The sequence below is a fragment of the Gilliamella sp. wkB195 genome, assembly GCF_001690445.1.
GTDB classification, from domain to species: domain Bacteria; phylum Pseudomonadota; class Gammaproteobacteria; order Enterobacterales; family Orbaceae; genus Gilliamella; species Gilliamella apicola_E.
This window is the reverse complement of record NZ_LZGP01000031.1, coordinates 19,451-45,786: the sequence shown is the minus strand read 5'-3', so window position 1 is coordinate 45,786 and position 26,336 is coordinate 19,451. Positions and strand designations below refer to the sequence as shown.

General features: G+C 34.1%; 28 protein-coding genes. 17 read left to right on the top strand and 11 right to left on the bottom strand.

What is annotated here, in order from left to right; translation table 11 throughout:
* Position 1 precedes the first annotated feature (1 nt).
* On the top strand, positions 2-3,802 hold the full coding sequence (tamB, locus tag A9G08_RS08225; protein ID WP_065563226.1) for an autotransporter assembly complex protein TamB: 3,801 nt from the start codon (positions 2-4) through the stop codon (positions 3,800-3,802).
* Between the two features lie 42 nt (positions 3,803-3,844).
* On the opposite strand, the gene mnmD is transcribed toward tamB, so the two are convergent.
* Complete coding sequence (mnmD, locus tag A9G08_RS08220; RefSeq protein ID WP_065563225.1) at positions 3,845-4,558, bottom strand: tRNA (5-methylaminomethyl-2-thiouridine)(34)-methyltransferase MnmD; 714 nt, start codon at positions 4,556-4,558, stop codon at positions 3,845-3,847.
* Positions 4,559-4,644: 86 nt separating this feature from the next.
* Between mnmD and A9G08_RS08215 the strand changes: the two genes are divergently transcribed.
* A complete protein-coding gene (locus A9G08_RS08215) occupies positions 4,645-5,382 on the top strand; it encodes a 1-acylglycerol-3-phosphate O-acyltransferase (RefSeq protein WP_065563224.1) in 738 nt (245 codons plus the stop codon).
* Positions 5,372-6,139: a tRNA uridine 5-oxyacetic acid(34) methyltransferase CmoM gene (cmoM, locus tag A9G08_RS08210; protein ID WP_065563223.1), complete on the top strand. Its 768-nt coding sequence runs from the start codon at positions 5,372-5,374 to the stop codon at positions 6,137-6,139. The genes A9G08_RS08215 and cmoM overlap by 11 nt, the downstream gene beginning before the upstream one ends.
* A gap of 54 nt (positions 6,140-6,193) precedes the next feature.
* Here cmoM and A9G08_RS08205 read toward each other — a convergent pair whose 3' ends face one another.
* The 4 genes from A9G08_RS08205 to A9G08_RS08190 all read right to left on the bottom strand — a co-directional run bounded on the left by A9G08_RS08205 (position 6,194) and on the right by A9G08_RS08190 (position 10,942).
* Positions 6,194-7,534: a GntP family permease gene (locus A9G08_RS08205; RefSeq protein WP_065563268.1), complete on the bottom strand. Its 1,341-nt coding sequence runs from the start codon at positions 7,532-7,534 to the stop codon at positions 6,194-6,196.
* A gap of 199 nt (positions 7,535-7,733) precedes the next feature.
* A complete protein-coding gene (gene pdxA, locus A9G08_RS08200) occupies positions 7,734-8,735 on the bottom strand; it encodes a 4-hydroxythreonine-4-phosphate dehydrogenase PdxA (protein WP_065563222.1) in 1,002 nt (333 codons plus the stop codon).
* 74 nt (positions 8,736-8,809) lie between these two features.
* Positions 8,810-10,108, bottom strand: coding sequence for a four-carbon acid sugar kinase family protein (locus A9G08_RS08195; protein ID WP_065563221.1), 1,299 nt, complete (start codon positions 10,106-10,108; stop codon positions 8,810-8,812).
* A 69-nt stretch (positions 10,109-10,177) separates the two neighbouring features.
* Entirely contained in the window at positions 10,178-10,942 is a 765-nt protein-coding gene (locus A9G08_RS08190) for a DeoR/GlpR family DNA-binding transcription regulator (protein ID WP_141673957.1), read from the bottom strand.
* A gap of 249 nt (positions 10,943-11,191) precedes the next feature.
* Here A9G08_RS08190 and A9G08_RS08185 point away from each other — a divergent pair, with 249 nt between their 5' ends.
* From A9G08_RS08185 to A9G08_RS08165, 5 genes are all read left to right on the top strand, one after another.
* The gene (locus tag A9G08_RS08185) at positions 11,192-12,187 is read left to right on the top strand and encodes a KpsF/GutQ family sugar-phosphate isomerase (protein WP_065563219.1); all 996 of its coding nucleotides are present in this window, start codon (positions 11,192-11,194) and stop codon (positions 12,185-12,187) included.
* 118 nt (positions 12,188-12,305) lie between these two features.
* Positions 12,306-13,232, top strand: coding sequence for an ADP-glyceromanno-heptose 6-epimerase (gene rfaD, locus A9G08_RS08180; RefSeq protein ID WP_065563218.1), 927 nt, complete (start codon positions 12,306-12,308; stop codon positions 13,230-13,232).
* An 11-nt stretch (positions 13,233-13,243) separates the two neighbouring features.
* A complete protein-coding gene (gene rfaF, locus A9G08_RS08175) occupies positions 13,244-14,284 on the top strand; it encodes an ADP-heptose--LPS heptosyltransferase RfaF (RefSeq protein WP_065563217.1) in 1,041 nt (346 codons plus the stop codon).
* Positions 14,285-14,286: 2 nt separating this feature from the next.
* Entirely contained in the window at positions 14,287-15,249 is a 963-nt protein-coding gene (gene rfaC / locus A9G08_RS08170; RefSeq protein ID WP_065563216.1) for a lipopolysaccharide heptosyltransferase RfaC, read from the top strand.
* A gap of 37 nt (positions 15,250-15,286) precedes the next feature.
* Entirely contained in the window at positions 15,287-15,487 is a 201-nt protein-coding gene (locus A9G08_RS08165) for a YaeP family protein (protein ID WP_065563215.1), read from the top strand.
* Here A9G08_RS08165 and A9G08_RS08160 read toward each other — a convergent pair.
* The 3 genes from A9G08_RS08160 to trmA all read right to left on the bottom strand — a co-directional run bounded on the left by A9G08_RS08160 (position 15,480) and on the right by trmA (position 19,008).
* Entirely contained in the window at positions 15,480-16,892 is a 1,413-nt protein-coding gene (locus A9G08_RS08160) for a heavy metal sensor histidine kinase (protein WP_081299540.1), read from the bottom strand. The two genes, A9G08_RS08165 and A9G08_RS08160, sit on opposite strands and share 8 nt — an antisense overlap.
* Entirely contained in the window at positions 16,870-17,556 is a 687-nt protein-coding gene (locus tag A9G08_RS08155) for a heavy metal response regulator transcription factor (protein ID WP_065563213.1), read from the bottom strand. Before A9G08_RS08155 ends, A9G08_RS08160 begins: the two co-directional genes overlap by 23 nt.
* A 351-nt stretch (positions 17,557-17,907) precedes the next feature.
* Positions 17,908-19,008, bottom strand: a complete 1,101-nt coding sequence (gene trmA / locus A9G08_RS08150; RefSeq protein WP_065563212.1) for a tRNA (uridine(54)-C5)-methyltransferase TrmA — start codon at positions 19,006-19,008, stop codon at positions 17,908-17,910.
* A 243-nt stretch (positions 19,009-19,251) separates the two neighbouring features.
* Between trmA and srmB the strand changes: the two genes are divergently transcribed.
* Complete coding sequence (srmB, locus tag A9G08_RS08145) at positions 19,252-20,562, top strand: ATP-dependent RNA helicase SrmB (RefSeq protein WP_065563211.1); 1,311 nt, start codon at positions 19,252-19,254, stop codon at positions 20,560-20,562.
* A 125-nt stretch (positions 20,563-20,687) separates the two neighbouring features.
* Positions 20,688-21,290, top strand: coding sequence for a peroxiredoxin C (locus A9G08_RS08140; RefSeq protein WP_065563210.1), 603 nt, complete (start codon positions 20,688-20,690; stop codon positions 21,288-21,290).
* A 148-nt stretch (positions 21,291-21,438) separates the two neighbouring features.
* On the opposite strand, the gene A9G08_RS08135 is transcribed toward A9G08_RS08140, so the two are convergent.
* The 3 genes from A9G08_RS08135 to A9G08_RS08125 all read right to left on the bottom strand — a co-directional run bounded on the left by A9G08_RS08135 (position 21,439) and on the right by A9G08_RS08125 (position 24,224).
* The gene (locus A9G08_RS08135; RefSeq protein WP_065563209.1) at positions 21,439-21,771 is read right to left on the bottom strand and encodes a DMT family transporter; all 333 of its coding nucleotides are present in this window, start codon (positions 21,769-21,771) and stop codon (positions 21,439-21,441) included.
* Positions 21,772-22,860: 1,089 nt separating this feature from the next.
* Positions 22,861-23,862 carry a phage integrase gene (locus A9G08_RS08130; RefSeq protein WP_065563208.1) on the bottom strand — a complete coding sequence of 334 codons (1,002 nt, stop codon included), beginning with the start codon at positions 23,860-23,862 and terminating at the stop codon, positions 22,861-22,863.
* A 23-nt stretch (positions 23,863-23,885) separates the two neighbouring features.
* Positions 23,886-24,224: a helix-turn-helix domain-containing protein gene (locus tag A9G08_RS08125; RefSeq protein ID WP_176701536.1), complete on the bottom strand. Its 339-nt coding sequence runs from the start codon at positions 24,222-24,224 to the stop codon at positions 23,886-23,888.
* Positions 24,225-24,399: 175 nt separating this feature from the next.
* Here A9G08_RS08125 and A9G08_RS08120 point away from each other — a divergent pair, with 175 nt between their 5' ends.
* The 7 genes from A9G08_RS08120 (at position 24,400) to A9G08_RS08095 (ending at position 26,324) form a co-directional block, all read left to right on the top strand.
* Positions 24,400-24,654, top strand: coding sequence for a hypothetical protein (locus A9G08_RS08120; protein ID WP_065563206.1), 255 nt, complete (start codon positions 24,400-24,402; stop codon positions 24,652-24,654).
* A complete protein-coding gene (locus tag A9G08_RS11715) occupies positions 24,651-24,812 on the top strand; it encodes a hypothetical protein (RefSeq protein ID WP_176701535.1) in 162 nt (53 codons plus the stop codon). Before A9G08_RS08120 ends, A9G08_RS11715 begins: the two co-directional genes overlap by 4 nt.
* Positions 24,790-25,125 (top strand): hypothetical protein, encoded by a 336-nt coding sequence (locus A9G08_RS08115; RefSeq protein ID WP_065563205.1) that lies wholly within the window; start codon positions 24,790-24,792, stop codon positions 25,123-25,125. The genes A9G08_RS11715 and A9G08_RS08115 overlap by 23 nt, the downstream gene beginning before the upstream one ends.
* On the top strand, positions 25,126-25,338 hold the full coding sequence (locus A9G08_RS08110) for a DUF2732 family protein (RefSeq protein WP_065563204.1): 213 nt from the start codon (positions 25,126-25,128) through the stop codon (positions 25,336-25,338).
* Positions 25,338-25,538 (top strand): TraR/DksA C4-type zinc finger protein, encoded by a 201-nt coding sequence (locus A9G08_RS11835; protein WP_065563203.1) that lies wholly within the window; start codon positions 25,338-25,340, stop codon positions 25,536-25,538. The genes A9G08_RS08110 and A9G08_RS11835 overlap by 1 nt, the downstream gene beginning before the upstream one ends.
* A 7-nt stretch (positions 25,539-25,545) precedes the next feature.
* A complete protein-coding gene (locus A9G08_RS08100; protein ID WP_065563202.1) occupies positions 25,546-25,902 on the top strand; it encodes a hypothetical protein in 357 nt (118 codons plus the stop codon).
* A gap of 101 nt (positions 25,903-26,003) precedes the next feature.
* Positions 26,004-26,324, top strand: a complete 321-nt coding sequence (locus A9G08_RS08095) for a hypothetical protein (RefSeq protein WP_065563201.1) — start codon at positions 26,004-26,006, stop codon at positions 26,322-26,324.
* The last annotated feature ends 12 nt before the right edge of the window (positions 26,325-26,336 follow it).

Genomic DNA, 26,336 nt, shown 5'->3' with positions numbered 1-26,336 from the left:
AATGGCAAAAAATCCAAATAGAGTAAAAAAAGCTGAAAAAATAAAGCGAATCCGAAAGTGGAAAAAACGCAGTATTGTCGTGTTATCCATTTTTGTTTTTCTCATCACTTTTATTATTTTGATGATCTATACCAGTTTAGGTGTAAAACTAACAACTTACGTACTTAATAAATTTTTACCCGAATTAAAAATTGAACAAGTAGATGGCACTTTTCATAATTTACACCTTCAAGGGCTGTCATTAGAACTTCCGGGCATTGATGTTAAAGTAAAAGATGCAAAATTCAAATTGAATGGTTCATGTTTGATTCAAACCAAAATTTGTGTCAAACAGTTTGATGCTGATGGTGTAAGCGTTATTATTGATACTGACAAAATCAATCGTTCACCAGATGAACCTATTCCCGAAAAACGAGAAACAATTAGTACACCACTACCAATTGATCTTAAGCAGACCCATATCACTAATGTCAATGTAAAAGTCAATGATATGCAATTTGGCATGTCAGACTTTACAGGTAAAGCTAGATGGGTGAATGAAAAAATTTATGTTTATCCATCAGTTGCTATGGATTTATCAGCTATCTTTGCCGATACTGATGATAATAAATCAATTACTACTTCAAATGATGATTTACCATTAAATCAAAAAATTAACCAAATATTTAATCAACCTCTAATTACGTCACTACCACAAGTTAATATTCCATTAGATTTTGATGTTACTAGTTTAACCGGTAACAATTGGTTGCTACATATTGGTGGTCAAGATTACCATTTCAACCAGGTTAGTATTAAAACGGATATGATTAATAATCATATTATTGTAAAACAAGTTGAAACTGATGCTATAACACCATATGCCAATGGGCATGCTTTTGTATCAGGGCAGATTACCTTAGGCGATGATTGGCCTATTTTTGCTTTAGTGAAAGTGGATACTGAAAGTAATCATCTTAATGGACAGTTTTCAGGAAAATTATTAGGTCAATTGTCCACTTACACCAATATTAACGGATTGAATCAAATTACTATTGATGGGCAAATTAACTTTATTGAGAAATATTTACCATTAATGGCTAAAATCAATGGTAAACATATCCAATGGCCAATTGAAGGTAAGCCACAATATCAGTTAGATAATTTTGATATCGCATTAGATGGAAATACCGAAAAATATAATATGCTAGCCAAAGGCGATATTAAAGGTGAAGGTTTACCTGATACCAGTTTCGACGTTATTGGTAATGGCACAAATCAATCAGCATCCTTTGATCATGCTAATATTAAATTACCTCAAGGTAGCATTAATATTACAGGTCATTTAGATTGGCAAAAAGCTTTAAAATGGGATACTAATATAAAATTAGATAATGTTGATCTTACTAAAGAATTACCTGCCTACCCTATTCGGTTAGTCGGACAATTAAAAACCACAGGGGCATTTGATAAGGATTCATGGCAATTAAATATACCGGATATGCAGTTAAAAGGTAATATAAAACAAGCAAACTTTTTAGCAAATGGTAATTTGTTTGCCGATTCTAACCACGCTATATCAGCCAATAACCTTGAAATGGTTTGGGGTAAAAACCAAATTAACATCAATGGTTCTACAGATAAGGGAAATCTGAATGCGCAACTTAATTTAAGTGCTTTATCATTACTGGTTAATAATCTTAATGGTGCTGTTGTAGGAAATGTTAAAATGACAGGAAATAGTGCTTCTCCTGTTATTAACACGAACTTAAATATTAATGCATTAAGTTATGAAACTATTTCGATAGCCAAGGCAAACCTAACTGGCAAAGTTCAATATACCAATCAATTTAGTGGTCAATTGAATCTAGTTGGTCAAAATATCGATATTGCAAATGAAAGTATCAAAAAAGCTAACATAGAACTTTCAGGTAATGAAGCTCATCACACTTTAACCATCAATCTTGATGGTAGCCCTCTTTCCATGACAACTTCTTTAACAGGTGAACTTGATAAAGAACATACTATATGGACTGGAAATATACCACGTAGTTTAATAACATTAGGTGATAAGAGCCGTTGGCAATTAACCAAGCCGATCAGTCTTTCTTATGATATCACTAAAGAAATTCCAACTATTGGCGCTCATTGTTGGCGTGATAATATTTCAAGTATCTGTTTAGATAAATCATTTTCTATTGCGCCAAATAATGAAACATCAATTACATTAAAAGATATTGATCTGGCTAAGTTACCTATTCCAAATGATGGTGAAACTAAAATTGATGGTTTCATAAATGGAAAGGCAAATATTAAATTTGATGACTCAAGCAAAATTCCAAGTATCAAAGCAAATATAACTAGTAATAAAGTTTATGTTAAACAAATGATCACTAATCAAGCTTTGCCGATTCCATTTGATTTATTCAATATCAATGCAGAATTTAATGAGCAACAAGCTAAGCTAGATTGGCGTTTTAGTTTAAATAAATTAGGAAAAATCACTGGTGATTTATTAATTAAAGATCCTACCGCTAAAAAAGAGTTAAGTGGCCAATTGAATATTGACAATTTGGCATTAGCGATTGTGAATCCGTTATTGAGTAAAGATGAATATGCCAAAGGCGCTATCAATGGTAATATCAAATTCTCTGGCTCATTAATGGACCCAATCTTAAATGGTGGCATCAACTTAAGACATAGTGATATTAAGACTTATCAATTACCAATTGATGTAAAATCCGCTATGGTTGATATTAAATTTAATGGTAAATCATCAACATTAAAAGGTGTATTAGTAACTAAATCTGGAAATATCAATATTAATGGCCAAGCTAGTTGGAATAACTTCGAAAAATGGCAAGCTAATATAACTGTAAATGGTGCCGCTATGGAGGTTACTGTACCGCCAATGATTGTTATGTCTGTCATTCCAGACATTAAGATCGAGGCAACGCAAGATGAACTAACGGTACTTGGTAAAGTTTCAATTCCAAAAGGTAAAATTACGGTTGATTCACTTCCGCCTTCAAGTATTGATGTTTCTCCTGATGAAGTAATGTTGGATAGGAACTATAAACAAATTCAACCACAAAACTTTGGTATGAAAATTAATAGTCATATCGAAATCAATATTGGTGATAACGTCACGGTCGATGCATTTGGATTAAAAGCATCATTAAAAGGGAAATTGATCGCAACACAGACTAATAAAGGGTTGGATTTACATGGTGAAATTCTTATTCCTAATGGTCGATTCCATGCCTATGGACAGGATTTAATTATCCACAAAGGCGTTGTCACTTTTTCAGGACCAACCGATCAAGCTATCTTAGACATAGAAGCAATAAGAAATCCTGACTCAATGGATAATAGAAATATTACAGCAGGGATTCGAGTTAAAGGATCTACAGAAGATCCTAAGATCGAAATATTTTCTGATCCAGCTATGTCACAACAAGAAGCACTTTCTTATTTAATTCGAGGTCAAGGTCTTGATAGCTCCGATCAGAGTGACAACGATATGATGACGGCATTTTTAGTTGGTGTTGGGACAGCAAAAACAGGAAAATTCATCGGTGATATAGGTAATGCTTTTGGAATTAAAAATCTAACTTTAGATACTCAAGGAGCAGGTAATAATTCAAAAGTGGTAGTAAGTGGCTATATTTTACCTAATCTACAATTAAAATATGGTGTAGGTATTTTTGACTCATTAGCAACGTTTACCTTACGATATAGACTTTTACCAAATTTATACGTGGAAGCTGCTTCTGGTCTAGCACAAACTTTAGATCTTATTTATCAATTTGAATTTAATTAATTTCAAACATCTAATTTAGTTTGCCAAAATTGGCAAACTAAATTAAGATTTACTACCAATAAGCATTTCTCGCTTAACCCCAAATCCCTTATGTTTTTTGACATTAAAACCTGCATTGATTAAATTACGTCGAACAAATCCTGCCGCAGTAAAAGTAGCAAAAGAACCTCCTTCATTCGTTAAGTCATAGCACTTTTTAAAAAGCGATTCCGACCACATTTCAGGATTCTTTGCAGGTGAAAAACCATCAAAAAACCAAACATCAATCAAACAATTTTGTTGTTTTAAAAACTTTGGATAGTGAGTGATATCGTCATAGCAAATAACTAAATGAGTATCATCTAAAACAATACTTTGAGACTCGTTTAAAGAATCTCTTAATTGTTTGGCTAGTAAACTCAAAGAATCATTACTGTTGATTATTTTACTATGAACTTTTGACATTTCTTTTTCAGATAAAGGATATTTTTCAACACTAAAAAAATCCAATCTTTTAAGAGGACTATTAGGTTTATTCTCTCTAAATTGTTTGAACATTTGCCAAGCAATTAAAAAACTTAGACCTGTACCAAAACCTGTTTCTGCTATAGTGAAGCTTTCGCGCTGATGTAGCAAAAAACGCTCATATAAACTATTTCCTTCAATGAACACATAACGAGTTTCATCGATTGCGCCGTTGGTATTAAAATAGATATCATCAAAATAACGAGAAATTGGGGTTTGATTTTCATCCCAAATGATTGTTGATTCGTGCATAAACATCCTTCAAAGCGATATTTAACAAACTGTATATTCTTATAGATTACGTATATAATACGCCAAGTTAACTTATGAGGTAAATTATGGTTTTTCTTTTTCGCTTAATCATCGTGTTATTTATTGGTATTTTAACTTGTGTACTAGGCGTTATTTTTTGCTTATTCAATCCTCGCAACCCCAAAAATGTGGCTCGATTTGCCCATCTTTTCAGCTTTTTCTTTAAACCAATATTAGGAGTAAAAGTCGATACTCGTAAATACCCCGAAATTGAAAATTTAGGTAGCTGTGTATTTATTGCTAATCACCAAAATAATTATGATATGGTTGTCGCTGCTGATATTGTACAGCCTAAAACAGTTACGGTAGGCAAAAAAAGTCTTGCTTTGATTCCATTCTTTGGTCAACTTTATTACCTTACAGGAAATATTTTGATTGACCGTAACAATAAATCAAAAGCTCGTGATACGATTAATTTGGTCGTTAAAGAAATAAAAAAACGTGGTATATCAATTTGGATGTTTCCTGAAGGAACCCGTAGTCGAGGGCGAGGTTTGTTGCCCTTTAAAACAGGCGCATTTAAAGCAGCTATTGCAGCTGGAGTCCCTATTGTGCCAATTTGTGTGTCGGATACGAATAACATTAACCTAAATCGCCTCAATAATGGTCATATGATTGTCGAAATGCTATCACCTATTGAAACAAAAAATTTATGTAAAGAAGATGCAAGAACTTTGATGGAACAATGTTATCAACAAATGTCAGAAAAAATTGCTCAAATTAATTTAGAAGTAACTAAATTAAATAATAAATATGACTGTTAACGATCGTAATTTTGATGATATTAGCCATAAATTTGCTAAAAATATTTATGGTACAACTAAAGGCAAAATCCGAGAAGCTATTGTTTGGCAAGAACTTGAAACCATATTGGCCAAATATCCTAAACCTATCAACATCCTTGACGCTGGTGGTGGTCAAGGACAAATAGCGTGTAGACTTGCCAAATTAGGACACAATATAACTGTTTGTGATATTTCCAAACAAATGCTTGATTTAGCTAGCCATCAAGCGCAGCAAGAAAATTTAACCTTAAACTTTATTCATTGTTCAATTCAAAATCTTGATAAGTTTATCGATCAACCTTTTGATCTTGTGATTTGCCATGCTGTATTAGAATGGGTAGCTGATCCTGTACAGATAATCCAATCCTTAAAAAGACATCTAAAAAAAGAGGGTTATTTATCTTTAATGTTTTATAACTATCATGGACTATTATTTAAAACGGTGACATTAGGTAACTTTGGATATACTCAATCAGGACTTGCTAAACGCAAAAAGAAAACCTTATCGCCTGATTATCCTCGTGATCCAAATCAAGTGTATCAATGGCTAATTAAACAAAGTTTTGAGATTACGAATAAAACAGGAATCCGAGTCTTTCATGACTATTTAACTAATAAGTCAAAAGCAGAAACTCATTTTGATCAGTTATTAGAAATTGAAAAACAATACTGCCAAAGCGAACCTTATATTAACTTAGCTAGATATATTTTAGTTACTGCAAAATTATTAAATTGAAATTTATAGAAGATATTAAGGATAGCATATTCCTTTACGCTATCCTTTTTTATTTTAGAAGAAAATTGCATTAACAACTAATAATGTAACCGTTCCTGCAGCCCAAAGAACGGTAGTTGTCATACTCCAAACTTTAATTTGTTCTTTAACTTCTGTAACCCCTAATGAACGATTAACCACCCAAAAGTATGCATCATTGAAGTGAGAGAACATAAATGATCCAATAGAGCACCCTAACCCTGCCATAATTGGATTTACACCTAGTGTCCCAATCATTGGGGCAGTAATACTTGCTGCTGTAATCATTGCAACCACACCTGATCCTTGTATTAACCGAATCAAAGTCGAGATTGTCAACGGTAACAAAATACCTGGGACTCCAATTTGAACAATATACTCTGCGATTATTTGCCCTGTCCCTGAATCACGCAACACCATTCCTAATGCGCCACCGCCACCAATGACAAGCAATATAATACCTGCTGATCGAATTGAATTTTCCATTTGATGTACAACATCTTTTCTTGGGAATGAATTGGTTAAGGCCATAATTGCGATTAATAGCCCAATTCCAACAGCAACAATTGGGTGCCCGATAGTTTTTAACATAATAGCAATAGAGTTATCCCATTTCATTTCATTAACTAATGTCGCAGTTAATATCAGAATAATTGGAGTAACTATTGGTGCAAAAGATGCTAATGCGCTTGGTAATTGTTGGTCATCTTGTATATTTTGTGATGTAACAGTTAAGCGTTCCCGTGTGAAGTTTTCACCATCTTCAGTTGGAATTTGATAAATGCTACGACCCACATGACGAGTATAAATAAATCCAGCAATAGTAATAGGTATAGCTACAACCATTGCCCATAGCATATATTCACCTAGTCCAATACCAAACTGAGAAACAACACCAAATGGCCCAACTGCTGGCGGGATCATACTATGACTAATAACTAATCCCATTGCTAATGTTGAACCAAGTCCCACAACAGACTTACCTGTACTACGAGAAATTGCCTTTACAAGAGGTAATAGGACAATAAATGCTGAATCACAAAAAACAGCTAAACTAACTAATAATCCTATAATAACTAGGGCTAATTCTTCTCTTCCTTTCCCTAATAAATTAATAAAAACTTGAGCCATTTTTTGTGCAGCACCACTCATCTGCAAAACAGACCCCATCATAACACCAAAACCAATTACAATTCCGATGTTACCAAGTGTGTTACCAAAGCCTTTACTAATTGTTGCTATCATAAACTCACCAGGCATTCCCCCTAATGATCCAGTAATTACAGCAGATATAATTAATGCAGGAAATGCTTGAATTCTTGTTTTTAAAATCATAAAAAGTAATAAAGTTATTGCAACAAGCAAACCAGCTACCATTCGCCAGCTACTTTTTTCAATACTATGTAAACTTCCTAAATAAAAAACAATTAATCCTACAACCACTAGAATAATGCCATTTAATAAGACATAAGGATAAAGTGATTTTTTATTATTTTCTTTTTTAGACATATGCAAACCCTCCTTCGACAATGATAATCACTATCGAAAAATAAATAGTTATAAGTATAAATACTTACTAACGTTTGAAATTTGGTGCGTAAAGCGCAGCTAAACGAATTGCTTCAATCAAACTAACTGGATTGGCTATTCCTTTACCGGCAATGTCATTTGCTGTGCCATGATCAACTGAAGTACGGAGAATAGGCATACCATTGGTAATTGAAATAGTACGATGAAAATCAACCATTTTCGTTGCAATATGACCTTGATCATGGTACGGAGATAACACTGCATCATATCCCCCACCCATGGCAAAATGGAAAACACTATCTGCCGGTTTCGGACCATTAATATCAATCCCTTGTTGTTTAGCCAACTCAATACCAGGTAATAGGACATCATCATCTTCATGACCAAAAAGACCATGCTCACCACAGTGAGGATTTATTCCTGCAACGGTCATTTTAGGTTTATCAATACCTAATTTGATTAATGCTTCATTACAACGGATAGCATAATCACATACTCTTTCTGGTGTTAATGATTCGATGGCTTTGATAAGAGCCAAATGGCGTGTTAGGAAAAAGACTCGTAAATCTCTAACTTGAAACATGGTTAAAGGATCTTTACTGCCAGTAAGGTCTGCTAATATCTCGGTATGACCGATATAATTAACATTTCCTGCTTTTAACGACTCTTTATTGATTGGTGTAGTTGCTATAGCATCAAGTTTCTTTTGCATAGCAAGCTCGGTTATAACTTTAATATAATTAAATGCAGCTTGCCCACATTGGCCTTCAATTTGGCCAATTTTGAAAGTGTCATAATTTAATTGGCCACATTGAATAAGATTCAAAACATTAGGTTCATCTTGTATTTGTGAAAGATCAGTTATTTGATTGATATGTAAATTTACTTTGGAGAATTTACAGGCATCTTCTAATACTTTTTTATCACCAGCTACCACTACACATCCATATTTATACGTTTCTGGTGCAGCGATACTTTTAACAACAATTTCAGGACCGATTCCTGCTGGATCGCCCATAGGCACGCCAATTAAGCTACGATGGTTCATGTCTTACTCCTTTAACTTTTTTCAGAATTTATTAAACTCTATTTTTATTTATTAACTAAATTAACTCAGGGTTATTAATGCTTTAAACTTTCATGTGATGAAATTTTTGTACTCAGATAATCGATACAATGAACTAAAGTATTATCATTACCAACAAAACCACCTTTAGTTACAATCGAATAACCATCGCATTGTCCTCCAACCAAATGCCCGTAAACCGTTAATGGCTCTACTTCATCTTTTAGCAAGAACCCACTACTGCCTAAGCGATTAACAACATTTACGGTTACATCACCTCCACTGGTATAAATGCCACGTATGATAGATTCAGGATGGAGTAATACCTGTGCAGTAATTTCAGCAATGGCTTGATTTAACGTGTTGCTAATTTCGCTCTTATTCATATTATGTTTAGTAGCGAGTTTACTTAAATCACAGACATGCTCAGGCATTTCAACTGTATCAATACCAATAACATCAAATTGTTCGACTTTTTCTAACAATTTATCGACGATAGGTTTAGCTTTCTTAGTGTCTTTTGCAATCTCAATTAATTCATCGACTAAAACTGTTTCTAACCAAACTTTCCGGTCATATCTCAATTTTTTAATTTGTCTTTGAGTAAGATCCGAAACACTTCCTATTGCAACAAAGACTTTGTTTGCCATTTTTTTTTCAGACGAATAACGAAGATCTGCAAATTGCGCAGTAAATGGTCCAGGATCTACACAAAAAACAGGCAAATTAATATTATTAGCTGCTTGAGCGATAACGCTTATATCCGTATCTGTTGTTGCGTCAAATATGACAATTCGTCCTCCCTGTTGATATATTTGTTTTAACCGTTGCTCAATTCTATCTTTGCCTTCTAAAACATCCTTTAGTGCAATATGAGAAACTGGATAACGGGATTGGCATCGAAATAATTCAATAATTGAAGACTCAGTCATCGGATTTTTAGGATCGTTACGCATCGCTGTATTTTGCAATGGAACGCCATTAACTAATAAAGAACCACCTACACAGATACGATCACTCGATGGGTAAACTGGAACAACTAAAGCCATTAAATTAGGATCATTATCAATAACGGCATCAACTTCTGCTCCTAGATTTCCTCGTAATGTTGAATCAATTCGTTTACTAATTAAAGGTTGATATTTACTAAATTGATTTATGCAATCAACAACACGCGAATATGCCTCTTTATAAGGTATTGAACGAGAATCTGTTGCAAACGAAATAACATCAAATTTGCTAAGATCTTCATTAAATTTTTCCAAACAAGTGATCGCGTTAAACCCTTTTTTGCTTAATAAAGCACATGTGGCATTAGCACCTGTTAAATCATCAGCTACAACGGCTACTTTCATGTTTTTGCTTCCTCTCAAAAATTAAGTTCAGTTAATGAACTTTTTATACATCTACCATTAGGTAGTTTGTTACACGACTTCAAACATATATTTAATATCCTGTTTTAATAATTGCTTTTCAAAATTACTCGGAAATTGCTTTTCAGTTATAAGGTAATTAAAGCGACTCAAATCACAGATTTTAAATCGACATCTAAGTCCTAATTTACTGCTGTCAACAAGCAAAACAGATTGAATAGATCGGGTTAAGGCCATCCATTTACAGTCAGCTTTAATTTGAGATGTCGTTAATGCGCCATCTTCAAGATTAAAACCATCAGCGCCAATAAATGCCAAATCGATAACCTGTTCAGATAGATACTTCATTGATTGTGAGTTATAAATGGCTGCACTAGACGCTTGTATTTCACCAGGACAAATAATGGTATTCACTTCTGGATGAGAAGATAATTCAAGAGCAACGTGTAAATCTGGAGTAATAACTGTAATAGGAACATTGATGTTCAATGCAAATTCTCGCATTGTTGTGCCTGCATCAATAAAGATCACCATTCCTGGTTGCAATAATCCTGTTGCAATTTTACCTACCTTCTTTTTTCCTTCTGAAAATCGATTTTGCTTGATGTTATATAGAGGGGTACCATTTAAAAAACTTCTCTTTATTTCACCACCATAAGATACTTTTATTAGGCCTTTTTCTTGCAAAAGCTTTAAATCACGCCTAATACTCATATGCGAAACGGAAAAAAGCTTAGATAATGAATTGATATTGGCAACATCATATTCATCTAAGTACTCTAAAATTCTTTTGTATCTCGGTAATTCTTGTTTCATAGTTAATTTCTCAATTAATTTGAGGGCATTGTAGTAATAAAATAATTCACAAAATGTTAATCTTTTAACACTTTCACAACCAAGTTTAACAATTGTGATCCCAATCAAACTTTCACTTTTTCATCGTAAGTATTTTGTGAATCATCAAAATTATTTTTCATTTTATTAGTACAATTTCTAAACATGTTTAATTCGTTGTTGACAGAATTAATTCAATTAAATCAATTTATAAATAAGGATAATTGAGATATGACCACAAAATCTGCGAACCTTTTGACACTTAAAAGTGAAACTTTAAAAATGGCGAAACAAGTTTTAAAACAAGAAGCAGCTGCAATAGAGGATATTGTTGATACCATCAACGAAAGTTTCTTTAATGCTGTCGAGTTAATTTTGAATACGTCAGGAAGAGTTATCGTAACTGGAATGGGAAAGCCAGGATATATTGCTCGTAAGCTTTCAGCTACATTTATGAGTACTGGAACACCATCATTTTATTTACATCCAGCTGAAGCAATCCATGGTGACTTAGGTAGCCTTACTAAATTTGACACCATTATTGCGATATCAAATAGCGGAGAAACCGCCGAGATTCTTAATATCTTATCCACCATACAAAAAATTAACATTCCACTAATTTCAATTTGTGGTAATCCTTCATCGACGTTAGCCCGATTTGCAACATATAATTTAGATGCGCATATAACTAATGAAGCATGCCCATTAAATTTAGCGCCAACTACAAGTACTACTGTCCAATTAGCATTAAGTGATGCTTTAGCAATTTCAGTTATGAACGCTAAAAAATTTACCAAAAATGATTTTGCTTTTTATCACCCAGGCGGAAGTTTAGGGCAAATTCGTTTAATGACTGTTAAGCAATTGGTAGAAAAACATAATAGACAGATATCGATTACTGCTGAAAAATCTATTTCTGATGCCTTTTTTGTGATGACTAATTCTGGAATAGGTGCAGTTGCAATAGTAAATAAGGAAAATGCATTACTTGGTATAATCACTGATGGCGATATTCGAAGACAGCTAAAGACTTATCCAGATTTATTAAATATCAATGTTACTCAGTTGATGATATCAACTCCTGTAACAGTTGAACAAAACCAAACAGTTTCAGATGCTTTAAATATAATGGAACAACACAAGCCAAGACCAATAACAGTTTTACCGGTACTTGATGTTAATGAAAAATTCATAGGTATGATTCACATAACTGATATATACCATTAAATCGTGTCATTTTTTATCATAAATTCATTAGCAACAAAACTAAGATGTAGAAATGAATACTCGAAAATTTGCCAATAAATCGTTATTATATTATTTTTACTAGTTAAAGGTTGTGATTATGATTGTTGTTACTGGCGGTGCTGGGTTTATTGGAAGTAATATCGTTAAAGGATTAAATGATCTAGGGCACAAAGATATTTTAGTGGTAGATGATTTAACTGATGGTACTAAATTTTCAAATTTAGCCGATTTAGATATTGCTGATTATATGGATAAAGATGAATTTATAGCAGAAATAATATCTGGCGAAAATCTTGATATTGAAGTTATTTTCCATCAAGGTGCTTGTTCATCCACAACAGAATGGGATGGCAAATTTATGATGGAAAATAATTATAATTATTCTAAGGATTTGCTCCATTATTGTTTAGATTTTGATATTCCTTTTTTATATGCATCCTCAGCTGCCACTTATGGTGGTCGGAGCGATAATTTTATTGAAGAGCGTTCCTATGAAAAACCATTAAATGTTTATGGTTATTCAAAATTCTTATTCGACCAATATGTCCGTGAAATATTACCACAAGCAAATTCACAAATTTGTGGATTTCGTTATTTTAATGTTTATGGTCCACGGGAAAACCATAAAGGTAGCATGGCTAGCGTCGCATTCCATTTAAATGAACAAATCAATAAAGGGGAAAAACCTAAATTATTTACTGGAAGTGATAATTTTAGACGTGATTTTATTTATGTTGGAGATGTCGTTGAGGTAAACTTATGGTTCTGGAAAAATAATGTTTCTGGCATCTTTAATTGTGGAACTGGACGAGCTGAATCTTTCCAATCAGTAGCTGATGCAGTTTTAAATTATCATCAAAAAGGTGAAATTGATTATATTCCTTTCCCAGAACACCTGAAAGGACGTTACCAAAGCTTTACTCAAGCTGATTTGACTAAATTTAGAAAAACAGGATGTCCAATTGAGTTTAAAACAGTTGCACAAGGTACAACTGAATATATGAAATGGTTAAACGAGCAATAAGAGGAACAACAATGAAAACCCTGATTATTGGTCCATCTTGGGTTGGTGACATGATGATGTCCCAAAGTTTATATCGCACTTTAAAGCATCTAGAGCCAACTATTGAAATTGATGTAATGGCACCAGCTTGGTGCCGTGCTTTATTGAATAAAATGCCTGAAGTCAATCAATCAATTGCTATGCCAATTAATCATGGGGAGTTTGCATTAACTAAACGTTACCAACTAGGAAAAGAATTACGTCAATACGACCAAGCAATCATTTTACCTAACTCATTTAAATCAGCACTGATTCCTTTCTTTGCTAAAATTCCTAAACGCACTGGCTGGAAGGGTGAGATGCGTTATGGTTTATTAAATGATATGCGTATACTTGATAAAAAAGCGTTTCCATTAATGGTCGAACGTTATGTCGCCCTTGCCTACCCTAAACAAGATATCCATTCAGCAAAAGATATTCCTCAACCAATTTTATGGCCAAAACTGAGTGTTGAAAAGGATGAGGTTGAGCAAGCATTATCAAACTTTAATATTCCTACAGATGTTCCTTTAATTGGATTTTGTCCTGGCGCTGAATTTGGCCCTGCTAAACGTTGGCCTGATTATCACTATGCTGCATTGGCTGATTTGATAGTAAAACAACATGCTAAAATTATTATCTTTGGTTCAGAAAAAGATAAAGCTGTTGGAGAACAGATTATTGCCAAAATGGCGCATGGTGATCAGTGTATTAATCTTGCTGGCCAAACAAAATTAGAACAAGCGATCAACTTGATTGCGGCATGTAAAGCAATTGTCACTAATGATTCAGGCTTAATGCATGTTGCAGCTGCACTTGATAAGCCTTTAGTTGCACTTTATGGACCAAGTAGCCCTGATTTTACTCCCCCATTATCAAATAAAGCAGAAGTCATTAGACTCATTACTGGCTACCACCGAGTTCGTAAAGGTGATAGTGAGCAAGGTTATCATCAAAGTCTAATTGATATAAAACCCGATCATGTTTTTGAAACATTGATGAAACTTATCGTTCGCTGTGAAAAGAGTAATTAATTATGCGTGTATTGGTTGTTAAAACTTCATCAATGGGTGATGTGTTGCATACTTTACCGGCTTTAACAGATGCCGCCAACAATCTACCAAATATTACATTTGATTGGGTAGTTGAAGAAAACTTTTCACAGATTCCAAGTTGGCATTTTGCTGTAGATGAAGTTATCCCAGTTGCAATAAGGCGTTGGCGAAAAAACTGGTTTGCTAAAACGGTTCGTCAAGAACGCCACCAATTTATAGAACATTTAAGACGACAACAGTATGATTGCATCATTGATGCTCAAGGTTTAATAAAAAGCGCATTTTTAATTACTCGTAAAGCGCGAGGTATTAAGCATGGCTTAGATCGACAAAGCATCAAAGAACCCATCGCTAGTTGGTTTTATGATGTTAAACATCATGTCCCTAAACAGATGCATGCCATAGAGCGTGTTCGGATGCTGTTTGCTAAAAGTCTTAATTACTTGCAACCTGATTCAATCGGTGATTATGCTATTGCTCGTCATTTCTTAACTGCATTACCTGATGATAACCAGAAATATTTAGTATTCCTTCATGCTACTACTCGCGACGAAAAGCACTGGACAGAAGAAGCATGGCGAGAATTAATTAAATTAATTCAACCAACAGGACTAAGGATTAAACTACCATGGGGAGCTCCTCATGAGCAAGAACGGGCTTTACGCTTAGCACAAGGATTTAATCACGTTGAAGTATTACCAAAGCTTTCTCTTAACGAAATCGCAACGGTTATTGCGGGTTCAAAAGCTGTAGTGTCAGTAGATACAGGATTAAGCCATTTAACAGCGGCACTAGATCGTCCTAATATAACTTTATTTGGAAAAACCGATCCAAACCTAATTGGAGGATATGGCAAAAACCAACACAGCATCATTTCAAAAGATAAAACGATGCAATCAATCACATCCAATGAAGTTTATCAAATGTTAACTGCGTTTATTTAAATTGTATTTGAGTTTCAATAAATAGGAAGATAATAATATGAACAAATATCATGAGCTAATTCGTGAAAGATATGCTCAAATTGGCAGTAATGATTTAGGTTATATTGAAGATGCGTTAGGTGTGGTAATGATGGTACTTAATGAAGTAGTCGATAATCAACTAGTACCGCAAGATCTAAGAGAAAAAGCCGCATACGCTGCAGCTAATCTCTTAATAAGTGATTATGATGTTAAATAACGGTCGGAAGATTGATTATAAAACGTGTAGACAGATCATCTGATTCAACATAAATATGACCCTTATGTGTATCGATAATCGATTTTACAATAGCCAAACCAATTCCGGTACCTGAGCTATCTTTGTTATTTCGATGACGCGATTCATCAACTCGATAAAAGCGGTCAAAAAGATGAGGTAAATGACGACTTTCAATCTTTTTACCAGGGTTAGAGATGATAATTTGAATTCGTTTTTGTGTAAGTTGACCCAATTTAATCTTAATTGTTTGATTTTCAGGGGTATAACGAATCGCATTGGAGATGATATTACTTATCGCCCGCCCTAACATCATTTTATCGCCTTGAATATGAGAACAATTACCTTCAAGTTCAAAAGTAATATTTTTCTCATCAGTCAAAGGTTCAAAATATTCACACATTAAACTAATCATCGAATGTAAATCTATATCGATAAGATTAGGTACTAGCTGATGATTATCGGCTTGTGCTAAAAAAAGCATATCCGAGATCATCTGAGACATTTTTTCATACTCTTCTAAATTAGAATATAAAATTTCTCGGTACTCTTCTGTAGAGCGCGCATTATTTAAAACAATTTGCGTTTGTGTCGTTAGATTTGTGATTGGTGTTCGCATTTCATGGGCAATATCTGCGGTAAAATTGCGTTGTCGTTCAAAGACATCTTCCATTCGATGAAGCATATTATTAAACGCCTTAACCAAACTCACATATTTTACAGGAACCGAAGCTGTTGAAATACGATAATTTAAGCTTTTCATATTAATTCGTTCAATTTTTTTAATTAAACGATTAATTGGTTTTTGTGTGTAATAAATGGAAATTAACGATCCAATCAATGCTAACACACAAGAAATAGCAATTAGTAAACCTAATCCATTTCTCAATCGATTTATAAATTCAAGCTGTAAATTGCGCGCTACTGCAACTATTGTCGTATATTGACGCCCTTCATCCAGTAGAACTCTGGAAGCACCGATACGATAAGATGATTTATCGATATTCCAAATCGCGGTACTATTTTCGGTAATCAATCGTTCAAAATCTTCTTGTGATAAAGCAATAGATAAATTAGGACCACGAGTGCGATACACAATTTTTCCTGAATCATCAATGATATAAACAAATAGATGATGATGACCGGTCAAGATGAGTAGTAGATTTTGAAAGAATTCATCTCGATTTTCATCGGGTGAATAATAGGTAAGTTCACGTTCAATAGAGGTGATAACTGAATTCAATTCCGAAACATTTTGCTGAATTGAAATTTTTTCAAACGTATGTTCAATAAGATAACTGAAACAATAAAGTAGCCCGCAGGTTAGCAGGCATACGATAAGTGGTATACGAAACGATATGAAGTTACTCTGCTTCATCCAAGACATCTAATTTATATCCCATTCCACGGACTGTATGAATTAATTTAGGTTCAAAATCGGCATCGATTTTGTTCCTCAATCGCCTAATTGCTACATCAATTACATTGGTATCGCTGTCAAAATTCATATCCCATACTTGTGAAGCAATAAGGGATCTTGGTAAAACTTCTCCGGGATAACGTAAAAAATATTCTAGTAATAAAAATTCTTTATTCGTTAAATCAATTCTTTTATCACCTCGGGTTACTGTTCGTTTAGGTAAGTCCATAATTAAATCAGCAATGCTTAATTGATAATTATTTACTTGTGGAACGTTTCGTCTTAATAAGGATTTAATTCTTGCTAACAATTCAGCGAAAGAAAAAGGTTTAACTAAATAGTCGTCTGCACCTAAATTGAGTCCTTTCACTTTATCTTCAACACTTCCCATTGCAGTAAGTAAAATAATTTGAGTATCTTTACCTGCTTCACGCAAAGACTGTACAATTTTCCAACCCACAATATCAGGTAGCATTACATCAAGAATAATCAGATCATAATCTTCAGTCATTGCTCGATGATAACCATCGAGTCCGTTATCAGTAAGATCTACAATAAATCCTGATTCAACTAAACCTTGACGAAGATATTCACCGGTTTTTTGTTCATCTTCAACAACTAACAATTTCATATTGAATATTCCTTAATGTTTTATCAGGTTATCGAAATTGCATAATGCAGTTATAGGATATATTAGGAAGTCAAATGACATCATGACATTTCAGTGACTATTTTGTAATTTTGCAGTCATTAAAACGTCTGTTTAGGTTTGCTATAGTAGCACCACAATGATTCATGAGGCTAGACAGTATTGTTTCATTGTTTTATTTCCTTTCATCCATTCCTTGCAATTTAATGCAGCCCTAGTTTATCTAGGGTTTTTTTTTGCTTTTTAAACCACTTAATATGAAATAATTGGAATAAAACAGTTAATTTGGCATAAAATTTATCTTATTTAACCCAGATTAACCGTTTTTGAATATTATTGATATTCCTTTTTACGTAATACAATACCTGTTTCAATATGATCAGTATAAGGAAATTGGTCAAACATAGCAAAATGTTCTATATAATGCGTTTGAGTAAGTCGTTGCAAATTATCTTTTAAAGTATAAGGATTACATGAAATATAGACAATTCGATCATAACTTTGAATGATATTAATTGTTTTATCGTCTAATCCCGCTCGAGGAGGATCTACCAACACAGTTTGACAATGATAATCATCTAAATTAATACCATTTAATCGATTAAAATCCCTCTCTTTCCTAATGGCAGAAGTAAACTCCTCAGCAGATAATCTCACAATAATTAAATTATCAATATTATTGATTTTGATATTATACTGTGCTGAATAGACTGAAGCTTTTGCAATCTCAGTTGCTAAGACTTTATTAAAATTTTGAGCCAATGCAATCGAGAAATTACCGTTACCACAATAAAACTCTAGAAGATCACCTTTAGACTCTTTAGTTACCGAAATAACCCATTCCAACATTTTTATATTGATAGCCGCATTAGGTTGAGTAAAACTGTTTTCAACTTGTCGATACTTAAAAGTCTTATCAAATATTGGTAAAACCTCATCAACATAATCAGCATCAATGGCAATTTTTTGATTACTTGCTCGACCAACCAGATTAGCATTAATTCCTAGTTCAGCTAATTGTTGTTTTAAACGCTCAGCAGCAATTATCCATTCGTCACCTAATTTTTTATGATACAAAAGTGTTATTAATAACTGCCCACTAAGTGTAGAGAAATAATCAATTTGAAAAAGCTTATGACGCAAATTATCGTTATATTGAATTAAAGGTAAAATCGACTGCATTGCCTTGTTAATCAGTTTTGAGGCAATAGGAAAACTATCTATTCTGACTCTTTTCTTCTTATCATACATTATATGATAAAGCTCATCACCATTATGCCAAATTCTAAATTCAGCACGCATTCGATAATGACTAATAGGTGAAGAATAAGTCACTAACTCGGGTAATTGAAAATCAGATAATATCGTTTTTAAATTGATTATTTTATTTTGTAACTGCTGGTTATATTTATCGTTCGAAAAAGATTCTGTCATATTTATAATTCGACCATCAATTTTGATAAAGAGTGAATAGTATTTTATAATTTCTAAAAATCATAATTCTATCATAATCCCCAGCTTATGATAAGCTCATACGCCAGTAGTTGCCTATCAAATAAAGCGTCTGCAATTAAAACAATTTTTACTTTCATATAATATGATTGGTTGCTGATAAAGATTGTAGTTATAGCGATTGCCGTTATAATGTGGGGCAAAATGATAGATTAGAAGAGCACTATGACAACGCAAACTTTCTCTGATTTACAGTTAGATGAAATTTTAATTGAAAATCTGCAAGCGCAAAACATTAACGAACCCACAGCAATACAAGCACAAACTGTCCCTGTAGCCCTAGACGGTAAAGATGTTCTAGGATCAGCTCCGACAGGAACAGGTAAAACATTGGCATTTTTAATTCCAGCAGTACAACATCTGCTTGATTTTCCGCGTCGAAAACCTGGACCTCCAAGAATATTAATCTTAACCCCCACTCGAGAATTAGCTATGCAAATAGCTGAACAGGCAAAACTACTAACAAAGTCAACACACTTGAGTATAGCCACGATTACAGGTGGAGTTGCTTATATGAATCATGCCGAAGTTTTCAGCAAAAATCAGGATATAGTCATTGCAACAACCGGACGTCTATTACAATACATTAAAGAAGAAAACTTTGATTGTCGTGCAGTTGAAATGCTAATTTTGGATGAAGCCGATCGCATGTTAGATATGGGGTTTGCTCAAGACGTTGAAACCATTTCAGCTGAAACGCGCTGGCGTAAACAAACATTATTATTTTCAGCAACGTTAGAAGGTGAAGGTTTACATAGTTTTGCTAATCGAATTCTTAACGAACCTGTTGAAATCAATGCTGATCCTTCCCGAAAAGAACGAAAGAAGATTTTACAATTTTATTATCGTGCTGATGATTTAACACATAAAGTCGCATTGTTAACTCACTTATTAAAGCAGAAAGAAGTTAAAAAAACTATCGTCTTTGTTCGTAAACGTGAACGTGTACATGAATTGGTTTCACTGCTGCATCAAGCGGGAATTCATAGTTGTTATTTAGAAGGAGAAATGGTTCAAGCCAAACGTAACGAAGCCATCAAACGGATGAATAACAACACGGTCAACGTACTGGTCGCAACTGATGTTGCTGCTAGAGGGATAGATATTAACGATATTACCCATGTTATAAATTTTGATGCACCTAAAACGGCTGATGTTTATCTACATCGAATTGGTCGAACCGCTAGAGCAGGGAAAAAAGGTACAGCAATTATGTTGATTGAGGCACACGATAATGAGTTATTACAAAAAATTGAACGTTATATTCGTGAGCCTATCAAATTAAGAACAATTGATGAACTACGCCCAAAAACCAAAGCACCTAAACCAGTAACAAAAAAGAAACCTTCGCAAAAAGCTAAACAAAAAAATGCGGCTAAAAAGCAAGAAGAGACTAAAAAGAAAAAGTTAAAACAACGTCACCGAGACATTAAAAATAAGGGAAAACCCAATAAAACGATAACTAAAACCGAATAATAATTTATTTACCATAGGTTAAACTTATGAAATCAATTGCTGATAACAACTTGGCGTATTGGCTAAGATTGATATAATAAAACGCATATTCAGTATATACATTAGCTACACAAGGAAAAAATTTTATGACATTAGTCACTCGTAAAGCACCAGATTTTACTTCAGCAGCAGTACTAGGTACTGGCGAAATTGTAAATAATTTTAATTTAGCTGAGCATATTAAAGGTAAATATGCCGTAGTATTTTTCTGGCCTATGGATTTCACTTTTGTATGCCCATCAGAAATTATTGCATTTGATCACCGTTTAGAAGAGTTCAAAAAACGTGGTGTTGAAGTAATTGGTGTCTCAATGGACTCAGAATATGTTCATAATGCATGGCGTAATACACCACAAGATAAAGGTGGTATCGGAGAAGTGAAATTCCCTATCGTTGCCGATATAAAACATAGCATTATGCAATCTTATGGTGTTGAACATCCTGAAGCAGGTGTTGCTCTTCGTGCATCATTTTTTATCGATAAATCAGGCGTTGTTCGTCATGAAACAATTAATGATTTACCAATCGGTCGTAATATTGATGAAATGCTGCGTATTGTTGATGCTTTCCAATTCCATGAAGAACATGGCGAAGTTTGTCCTGCACAATGGACAAAAGGAAAGCAAGGAATGCAAGCAAATCCAAATGGCGTTGCTAGCTACTTAAAACAACACGCTAATGAAATCTAAGTTGAGAAACATGCTATTATAATTAGCTTAGAAATATTTTAAAAACGCAAACCGGAGTACAACTCCGGTTTTTTTATGTTCAAACGCGAACTACAGTCAGATAACGTTCAAATAGTATTTAAGTTATTATCAACGCAATATGTTTATATTAATGCCCGCTAACATTTGAAAATAGGTTAATAATAACCACACCAAATATAATAAAGCCCATACCAATTAATGCTGCTAGATCTAAAGATTGCTTCATAAAAATCCAAGCTATCAAACTGATAATAATAATCCCGATCCCCGACCAAATCGCATAAGCAATACCGACAGGAATAGTTTTTAAGGCCAATGAAAGAACATAAAATGACGCGCTATAACCAATAATAGTAATTATTGAATACATTAAATGCGTAAAACCGTTAGAAAGTTTTAATGAAGAAGTTGCAATCACTTCACAAATAATTGCAATAAAAAGTAATAGATATGAATTCATATTATGACTCATAAGTTAGTTGAAATAAAAAATGAAGACTCGCCATAAATCTTAGTGTGATCTATACAAACTCAGTAAACACACAATTCAGGAAAAAATAGAATAAATGCAGGGGTATGAGGGATCAGAAAAGAGCTATTAAAAAAATACTTATTAAACATATAACGTTTATTATCCACTCAACACCTTGATGTAATATACCACTCCTCAATAATAAAGTAAAAAGTTAAAAGAAAACGGATTACTTTTTAGTATATTACTTTTCGAGTGATGAGTCCCTTAAAGTCATTATCAATTTTCATTGATTTATACATTTGATTCAGAACTTTTTATAAATTACGCTAAACGATTAAATATGTTAATCAGCACGACAATTGCTCACTATTTTTGATAAAATAAAAAATACCCTATTAAAAGATTTCGGTAGTCGATTCAATCTCAAACATTGAAAAAATTGTTCAAGTTCGATTAAATACCGCACTTCAATTAGCATTCAATACTCTTATCTTATCAGCATCATCTCAAAAAATATTCAGCTATTAAGTAAATACAAAATGCTTAATAATGAAATAATTAAGCTAACAATGATAAATCCAATTAAAAATTTACCAACTTTATAATAAAACCTATTTGTCTCATTTTCTCGCTTCTTTCTATTGAAACAAAGCAAAAGAATACCTATGAGAAGAATTGGTAAATAGATATACCAAAAATAAAACGGTGCAACTATTAACAGAATTAGAATTACTTGGCCTGTAGTTAGTGAAAACATTTGGAATTTCTATACTTAAATAATTATAACGTGCTATTAAGAATCATAACAAATCTATGATTCAACTTCATAGAAGAGAAATAGTATATGTAACGCCTTAATAAATCAATAATTATTTTCCAAGATGTGGGATAATAGTATTGGATGAATCTGGTGAATGGTGGGTTGTGAGGGGATCGAACCCGCGACCAATTGATTAAGAGTTCCCTGCACACACCATAAAAAACAATAAGTTATAAATTTATCAATGAGTTATAAAACTAATAAACACTAATAAAACGCTATATTAATTAACTCGACCGCCATTTTACCGCCATTTAAATATTATTGAAGGGGTTTAATTTGATTGCGTCTTCAAAATGCTCGGGGGCAAAATGCGCATAGCGCATTGTCATTTTTATATCTGTGTGCCCGAGTATTTTTTGTAATACTAAAATATTACCCCCGTTCATCATAAAATGGCTGGCAAACGTGTGACGCAAGACGTGCGATAGTTGGCCCTTAGGCAATTCTATTTCTGCGCGCTTAATTGCTGAGCGAAAAGCAGAATAACAGGGAGTGAACAAAAATCCTTTTTTTATGTCGATTTCATCAAACAATGCTTTATCAATCGGTATTGTTCGATTCTTTTTGCCCTTTGTTTTTAAATATGTAATTGACTGGTTCTTTACTTGTTTATCTTGTAATGATTCGGCTTCACTCCAGCGGGCACCAGTTGCCAAACATAATTTTATAATGATTAACAAGTCTTTAGCTTTGCTTTTTTTTGCTGACGCTAACAATTTTTTGATTTGATCGGATGTTAGATACGCCATTTCCTGCTCGTCAATTCTAAATTGTCGGATGCGCTCAACTGGGTTTTTTAACGTCCATTCCCCAAATCTGATCAGTTCGTTAAACATTCCATTAACATAGGTTAACTCTAAGTTTAGCGTTCTTTTTGAAACAACTTGAACCCGCTCGGTTCTATAAATTTCACCGCTGAGCCGTTTAGATCTGTATTCTGTAAAGTCTTTGGCGGTAAAATTTGCAGCTATTGGATTATTTATACTGTCAGCAATAAATAGTAACGTCGTATATACATTTTCGCCGTCGCTGAGTGTTTTGCCGTGCGCATTATGCCACAGCTCGATCAGATCTTTAAGCCTGCGCCTATCTTGCTTTTCAGCAATCCAAGGTTTGGTGGCTGCTTGTTCCTCAATATAGCTTTCATACGCCACCGCCTCGCCCTTGGTAGCGAACGTTTTACGAATACGCCTACCGCCCTCTAAATATTTTTCAAACAGCCATTTTCCGTTGCTTTGTTTGCGAACACTCATTAATTAAGTCTCTGCTGTTTCTATTATTTATTAAAAATACTATTTTTTAACAACACATATTCATCATCAGTAATAGCACCGCTGCTTTTTAACGCTGCAATACGTTCCAATTTTTCTAACGCCTCGATCGAAACGTCAATTGATTTTTTTTCTGTATTGATTCCGTCAATACCTGACTCGCCCTCTCCAGTACAAAGCCAGTTTAGATCTGCACCTGTATCCAACATGCATTTGACTACATAATCAGCGGGGAAAGTCTGTCTCTGGACTCTGCTCCCAATAACACTGGCTGTTATGTTCCACTTATCTGCTAATGATTTAACAGTTTTTAGTTTATAGGCTGCAAGTATTCGCTGTATCACGTTTTTACAATTATCAAACTTAATCATTATCTTTCTCACAAAATAAAAAAACGTATTTAGTTGTTATTTTCTTATTGACAACGCAATACGTTGTGAATTACTATTTAAAAAACGCAAAACGTTATTAAAATAATTTAATAACTACTAATAAACATTAAATGAGGAATGATGCACCATGACAATACAAATTGCAATAGCTATCCCAGCACCATTTGTCACGGCTCAACAATTTGCTGATTTGGCAAAAATGCCTTTAGCAACCGTTAAATACAAAATCCAAAATGGAGAATTCCCAATCCGAAAAAAACGTAGTAACGCAGGTTCGTCCAGTCGTGAAACCCCTTTAATTAACATGGTCGCACTCACATTGGAAGGTGCAGCTGGTTACAAAGGTAATTTAGTTGTCAACATCGAGGAGGCGGAGCAATGAGCAAAGCAATCTACTTAAGCCCTAAAGCCGCTAACAAGCAGGCTTTTATTTTTATTCAAATTAATAACCATAACCCTGAAGGGTGGATCGAAAAGCCCAACGGCAAAGCGGTTAAGTTAATAAATGGTGAAAATCATGGAAAACCAGCAAGTAGCTAATCATCGCAGTCTTTTGCGAGAGTTTCACCAAATTTTAAGCGGTAAACGGAGTCTAGCCAGATCAGCGTTTAATAATTTGATGCCGGGGCAAAAACGATTGCTATTAGAGGCATCGGGCATTAAACAGCGCACTACAACAATTTACAACGTAGATAGTCAGTTTTTACATACATTTGAAATGCGCTATGACGATCTGACAGATAAAGAAATCGACGATCTAAAAAAAGGCTTGCGCCGGTTGCAATCAATCATTGATGCATTCGCATTATGTGAACAACAGGATTTTAAAAAAGAAGTTAAACAGGTGGCATAAATGGAAATGACAACATTAAAAGGCGATGCATTATTGCACGCAATAAATCAAGCAAAAAATGAAACCAAACAGGGTTTATGTGACGTATTCACTGCAAAATTAGAGCGTTTAGCTGCTCACATACGCACAAATTACCTAACGCCAACCGAATCAGCCGAACTGTTAGAGCAAGAAGCGGAGGTGATTCGTTCCCAACATCGAGGGGATGTCTAATGGCGGATCTAGCAGACCTCGCTCAAGCGCAAATTGACATGGCGACCTCTGTCGCTCTGAACAAAAAAAACGGTTACACCGGTGAATCGGCTCATTATTGCTGTGAGTGTGACGAGCCAATTCCCGAAAAACGCCGAAAATTAATAAAAGGCTGCCAGCGATGTGTTGACTGCCAGCAATTACAGGAACACAGGAGGTAGTAATCATATGAACGACGAAGTCTACGAGATATGGCCAACGCTAAGCCCATTTGGCGCTCAACCTCAATTATTTAATTTATGTCGCAACAAAAAAGAGGATAAAAACATGTTTAATAATTTTAAAGGTAATTCATTAAAAGCAATAGATGTGCCGGCGTTGCAGTTTGAGTTAATTGCCGATCATGAGGTCAGATCAATATCTGTTGACGCGGGGTATTTAAAAGCACTGAACGGCACCCAAACTTTTGCCATTTCCTGTGGTGACGCGGTGATCATTTGTTCTATTGTTAATTTATGTGTTTCCGACGTTGACGACCGCAAAGTTATCATTGAATTTGAACTCCAAGAGGAACAAACAAAATAAATTCATCTATTAATCAAACGAGGCAACCGCCAGCCTTTCTTATCTTTAATGTGGGGCTGAATCATACAGCCCTCACATATAAATTTTTTGGAGATAACTCAATGTTTAGCCAATTTAAAAATAGCTCGTACAAAATCGTGACTGTTTCGGAGTCTCAATTTGAGCTAATTAGTCGCGGTTGTGTTTCGGCAGTTATTGTTAATGATTCCGTTCTGCATGAAATACGAGAAAAAAACAGTTTTATATTAGCCCACGGCGACGCCGCAATGGTCGCTGAGGTGTCGTATGATTATCCGAGTTCAATCACTGGACGCGTGGTTATTGGATTTGATTTAGTTCAAACGCTCAATCGAGATGAGCAATTCTGTCTAACTGAGCAGGCCTTGGAACAATTCAGACGGCGTTTTTGTAACCAGCAATAGAGTGAAATATTT

Excerpts from the sequence above, each read along its gene's own strand:
- A9G08_RS11715 (WP_176701535.1), top strand. The coding sequence starts at position 24,651 with ATGAGCAAAGCAATCTACTTAAGCCCTAAAGCCGCTAACAAGCAGGCT.
- A9G08_RS08205 (WP_065563268.1), bottom strand. The coding sequence starts at position 7,534 with ATGGTAGCTGGTTTGCTTGTTGCAATAACTTTATTACTTTTTATGATT.
- A9G08_RS08195 (WP_065563221.1), bottom strand. The coding sequence starts at position 10,108 with ATGAAAGTAGCCGTTGTAGCTGATGATTTAACAGGTGCTAATGCCACA.
- rfaC (WP_065563216.1), top strand. The coding sequence starts at position 14,287 with ATGCGTGTATTGGTTGTTAAAACTTCATCAATGGGTGATGTGTTGCAT.
- tamB (WP_065563226.1), top strand. The coding sequence starts at position 2 with ATGGCAAAAAATCCAAATAGAGTAAAAAAAGCTGAAAAAATAAAGCGA.
- A9G08_RS08130 (WP_065563208.1), bottom strand. The coding sequence starts at position 23,862 with ATGAGTGTTCGCAAACAAAGCAACGGAAAATGGCTGTTTGAAAAATAT.
- rfaD (WP_065563218.1), top strand. The coding sequence starts at position 12,306 with ATGATTGTTGTTACTGGCGGTGCTGGGTTTATTGGAAGTAATATCGTT.
- rfaF (WP_065563217.1), top strand. The coding sequence starts at position 13,244 with ATGAAAACCCTGATTATTGGTCCATCTTGGGTTGGTGACATGATGATG.
- cmoM (WP_065563223.1), top strand. The coding sequence starts at position 5,372 with ATGACTGTTAACGATCGTAATTTTGATGATATTAGCCATAAATTTGCT.
- A9G08_RS08115 (WP_065563205.1), top strand. The coding sequence starts at position 24,790 with ATGGAAAACCAGCAAGTAGCTAATCATCGCAGTCTTTTGCGAGAGTTT.
- A9G08_RS08100 (WP_065563202.1), top strand. The coding sequence starts at position 25,546 with ATGAACGACGAAGTCTACGAGATATGGCCAACGCTAAGCCCATTTGGC.
- A9G08_RS08190 (WP_141673957.1), bottom strand. The coding sequence starts at position 10,942 with ATGAAACAAGAATTACCGAGATACAAAAGAATTTTAGAGTACTTAGAT.
- A9G08_RS08215 (WP_065563224.1), top strand. The coding sequence starts at position 4,645 with ATGGTTTTTCTTTTTCGCTTAATCATCGTGTTATTTATTGGTATTTTA.
- pdxA (WP_065563222.1), bottom strand. The coding sequence starts at position 8,735 with ATGAACCATCGTAGCTTAATTGGCGTGCCTATGGGCGATCCAGCAGGA.
- srmB (WP_065563211.1), top strand. The coding sequence starts at position 19,252 with ATGACAACGCAAACTTTCTCTGATTTACAGTTAGATGAAATTTTAATT.
- A9G08_RS08110 (WP_065563204.1), top strand. The coding sequence starts at position 25,126 with ATGGAAATGACAACATTAAAAGGCGATGCATTATTGCACGCAATAAAT.
- A9G08_RS08120 (WP_065563206.1), top strand. The coding sequence starts at position 24,400 with ATGACAATACAAATTGCAATAGCTATCCCAGCACCATTTGTCACGGCT.
- A9G08_RS08160 (WP_081299540.1), bottom strand. The coding sequence starts at position 16,892 with ATGTCTTGGATGAAGCAGAGTAACTTCATATCGTTTCGTATACCACTT.
- A9G08_RS08140 (WP_065563210.1), top strand. The coding sequence starts at position 20,688 with ATGACATTAGTCACTCGTAAAGCACCAGATTTTACTTCAGCAGCAGTA.
- A9G08_RS08155 (WP_065563213.1), bottom strand. The coding sequence starts at position 17,556 with ATGAAATTGTTAGTTGTTGAAGATGAACAAAAAACCGGTGAATATCTT.
- A9G08_RS08095 (WP_065563201.1), top strand. The coding sequence starts at position 26,004 with ATGTTTAGCCAATTTAAAAATAGCTCGTACAAAATCGTGACTGTTTCG.
- A9G08_RS08165 (WP_065563215.1), top strand. The coding sequence starts at position 15,287 with ATGAACAAATATCATGAGCTAATTCGTGAAAGATATGCTCAAATTGGC.
- A9G08_RS08135 (WP_065563209.1), bottom strand. The coding sequence starts at position 21,771 with ATGAATTCATATCTATTACTTTTTATTGCAATTATTTGTGAAGTGATT.
- mnmD (WP_065563225.1), bottom strand. The coding sequence starts at position 4,558 with ATGCACGAATCAACAATCATTTGGGATGAAAATCAAACCCCAATTTCT.
- A9G08_RS11835 (WP_065563203.1), top strand. The coding sequence starts at position 25,338 with ATGGCGGATCTAGCAGACCTCGCTCAAGCGCAAATTGACATGGCGACC.
- A9G08_RS08185 (WP_065563219.1), top strand. The coding sequence starts at position 11,192 with ATGACCACAAAATCTGCGAACCTTTTGACACTTAAAAGTGAAACTTTA.
- trmA (WP_065563212.1), bottom strand. The coding sequence starts at position 19,008 with ATGACAGAATCTTTTTCGAACGATAAATATAACCAGCAGTTACAAAAT.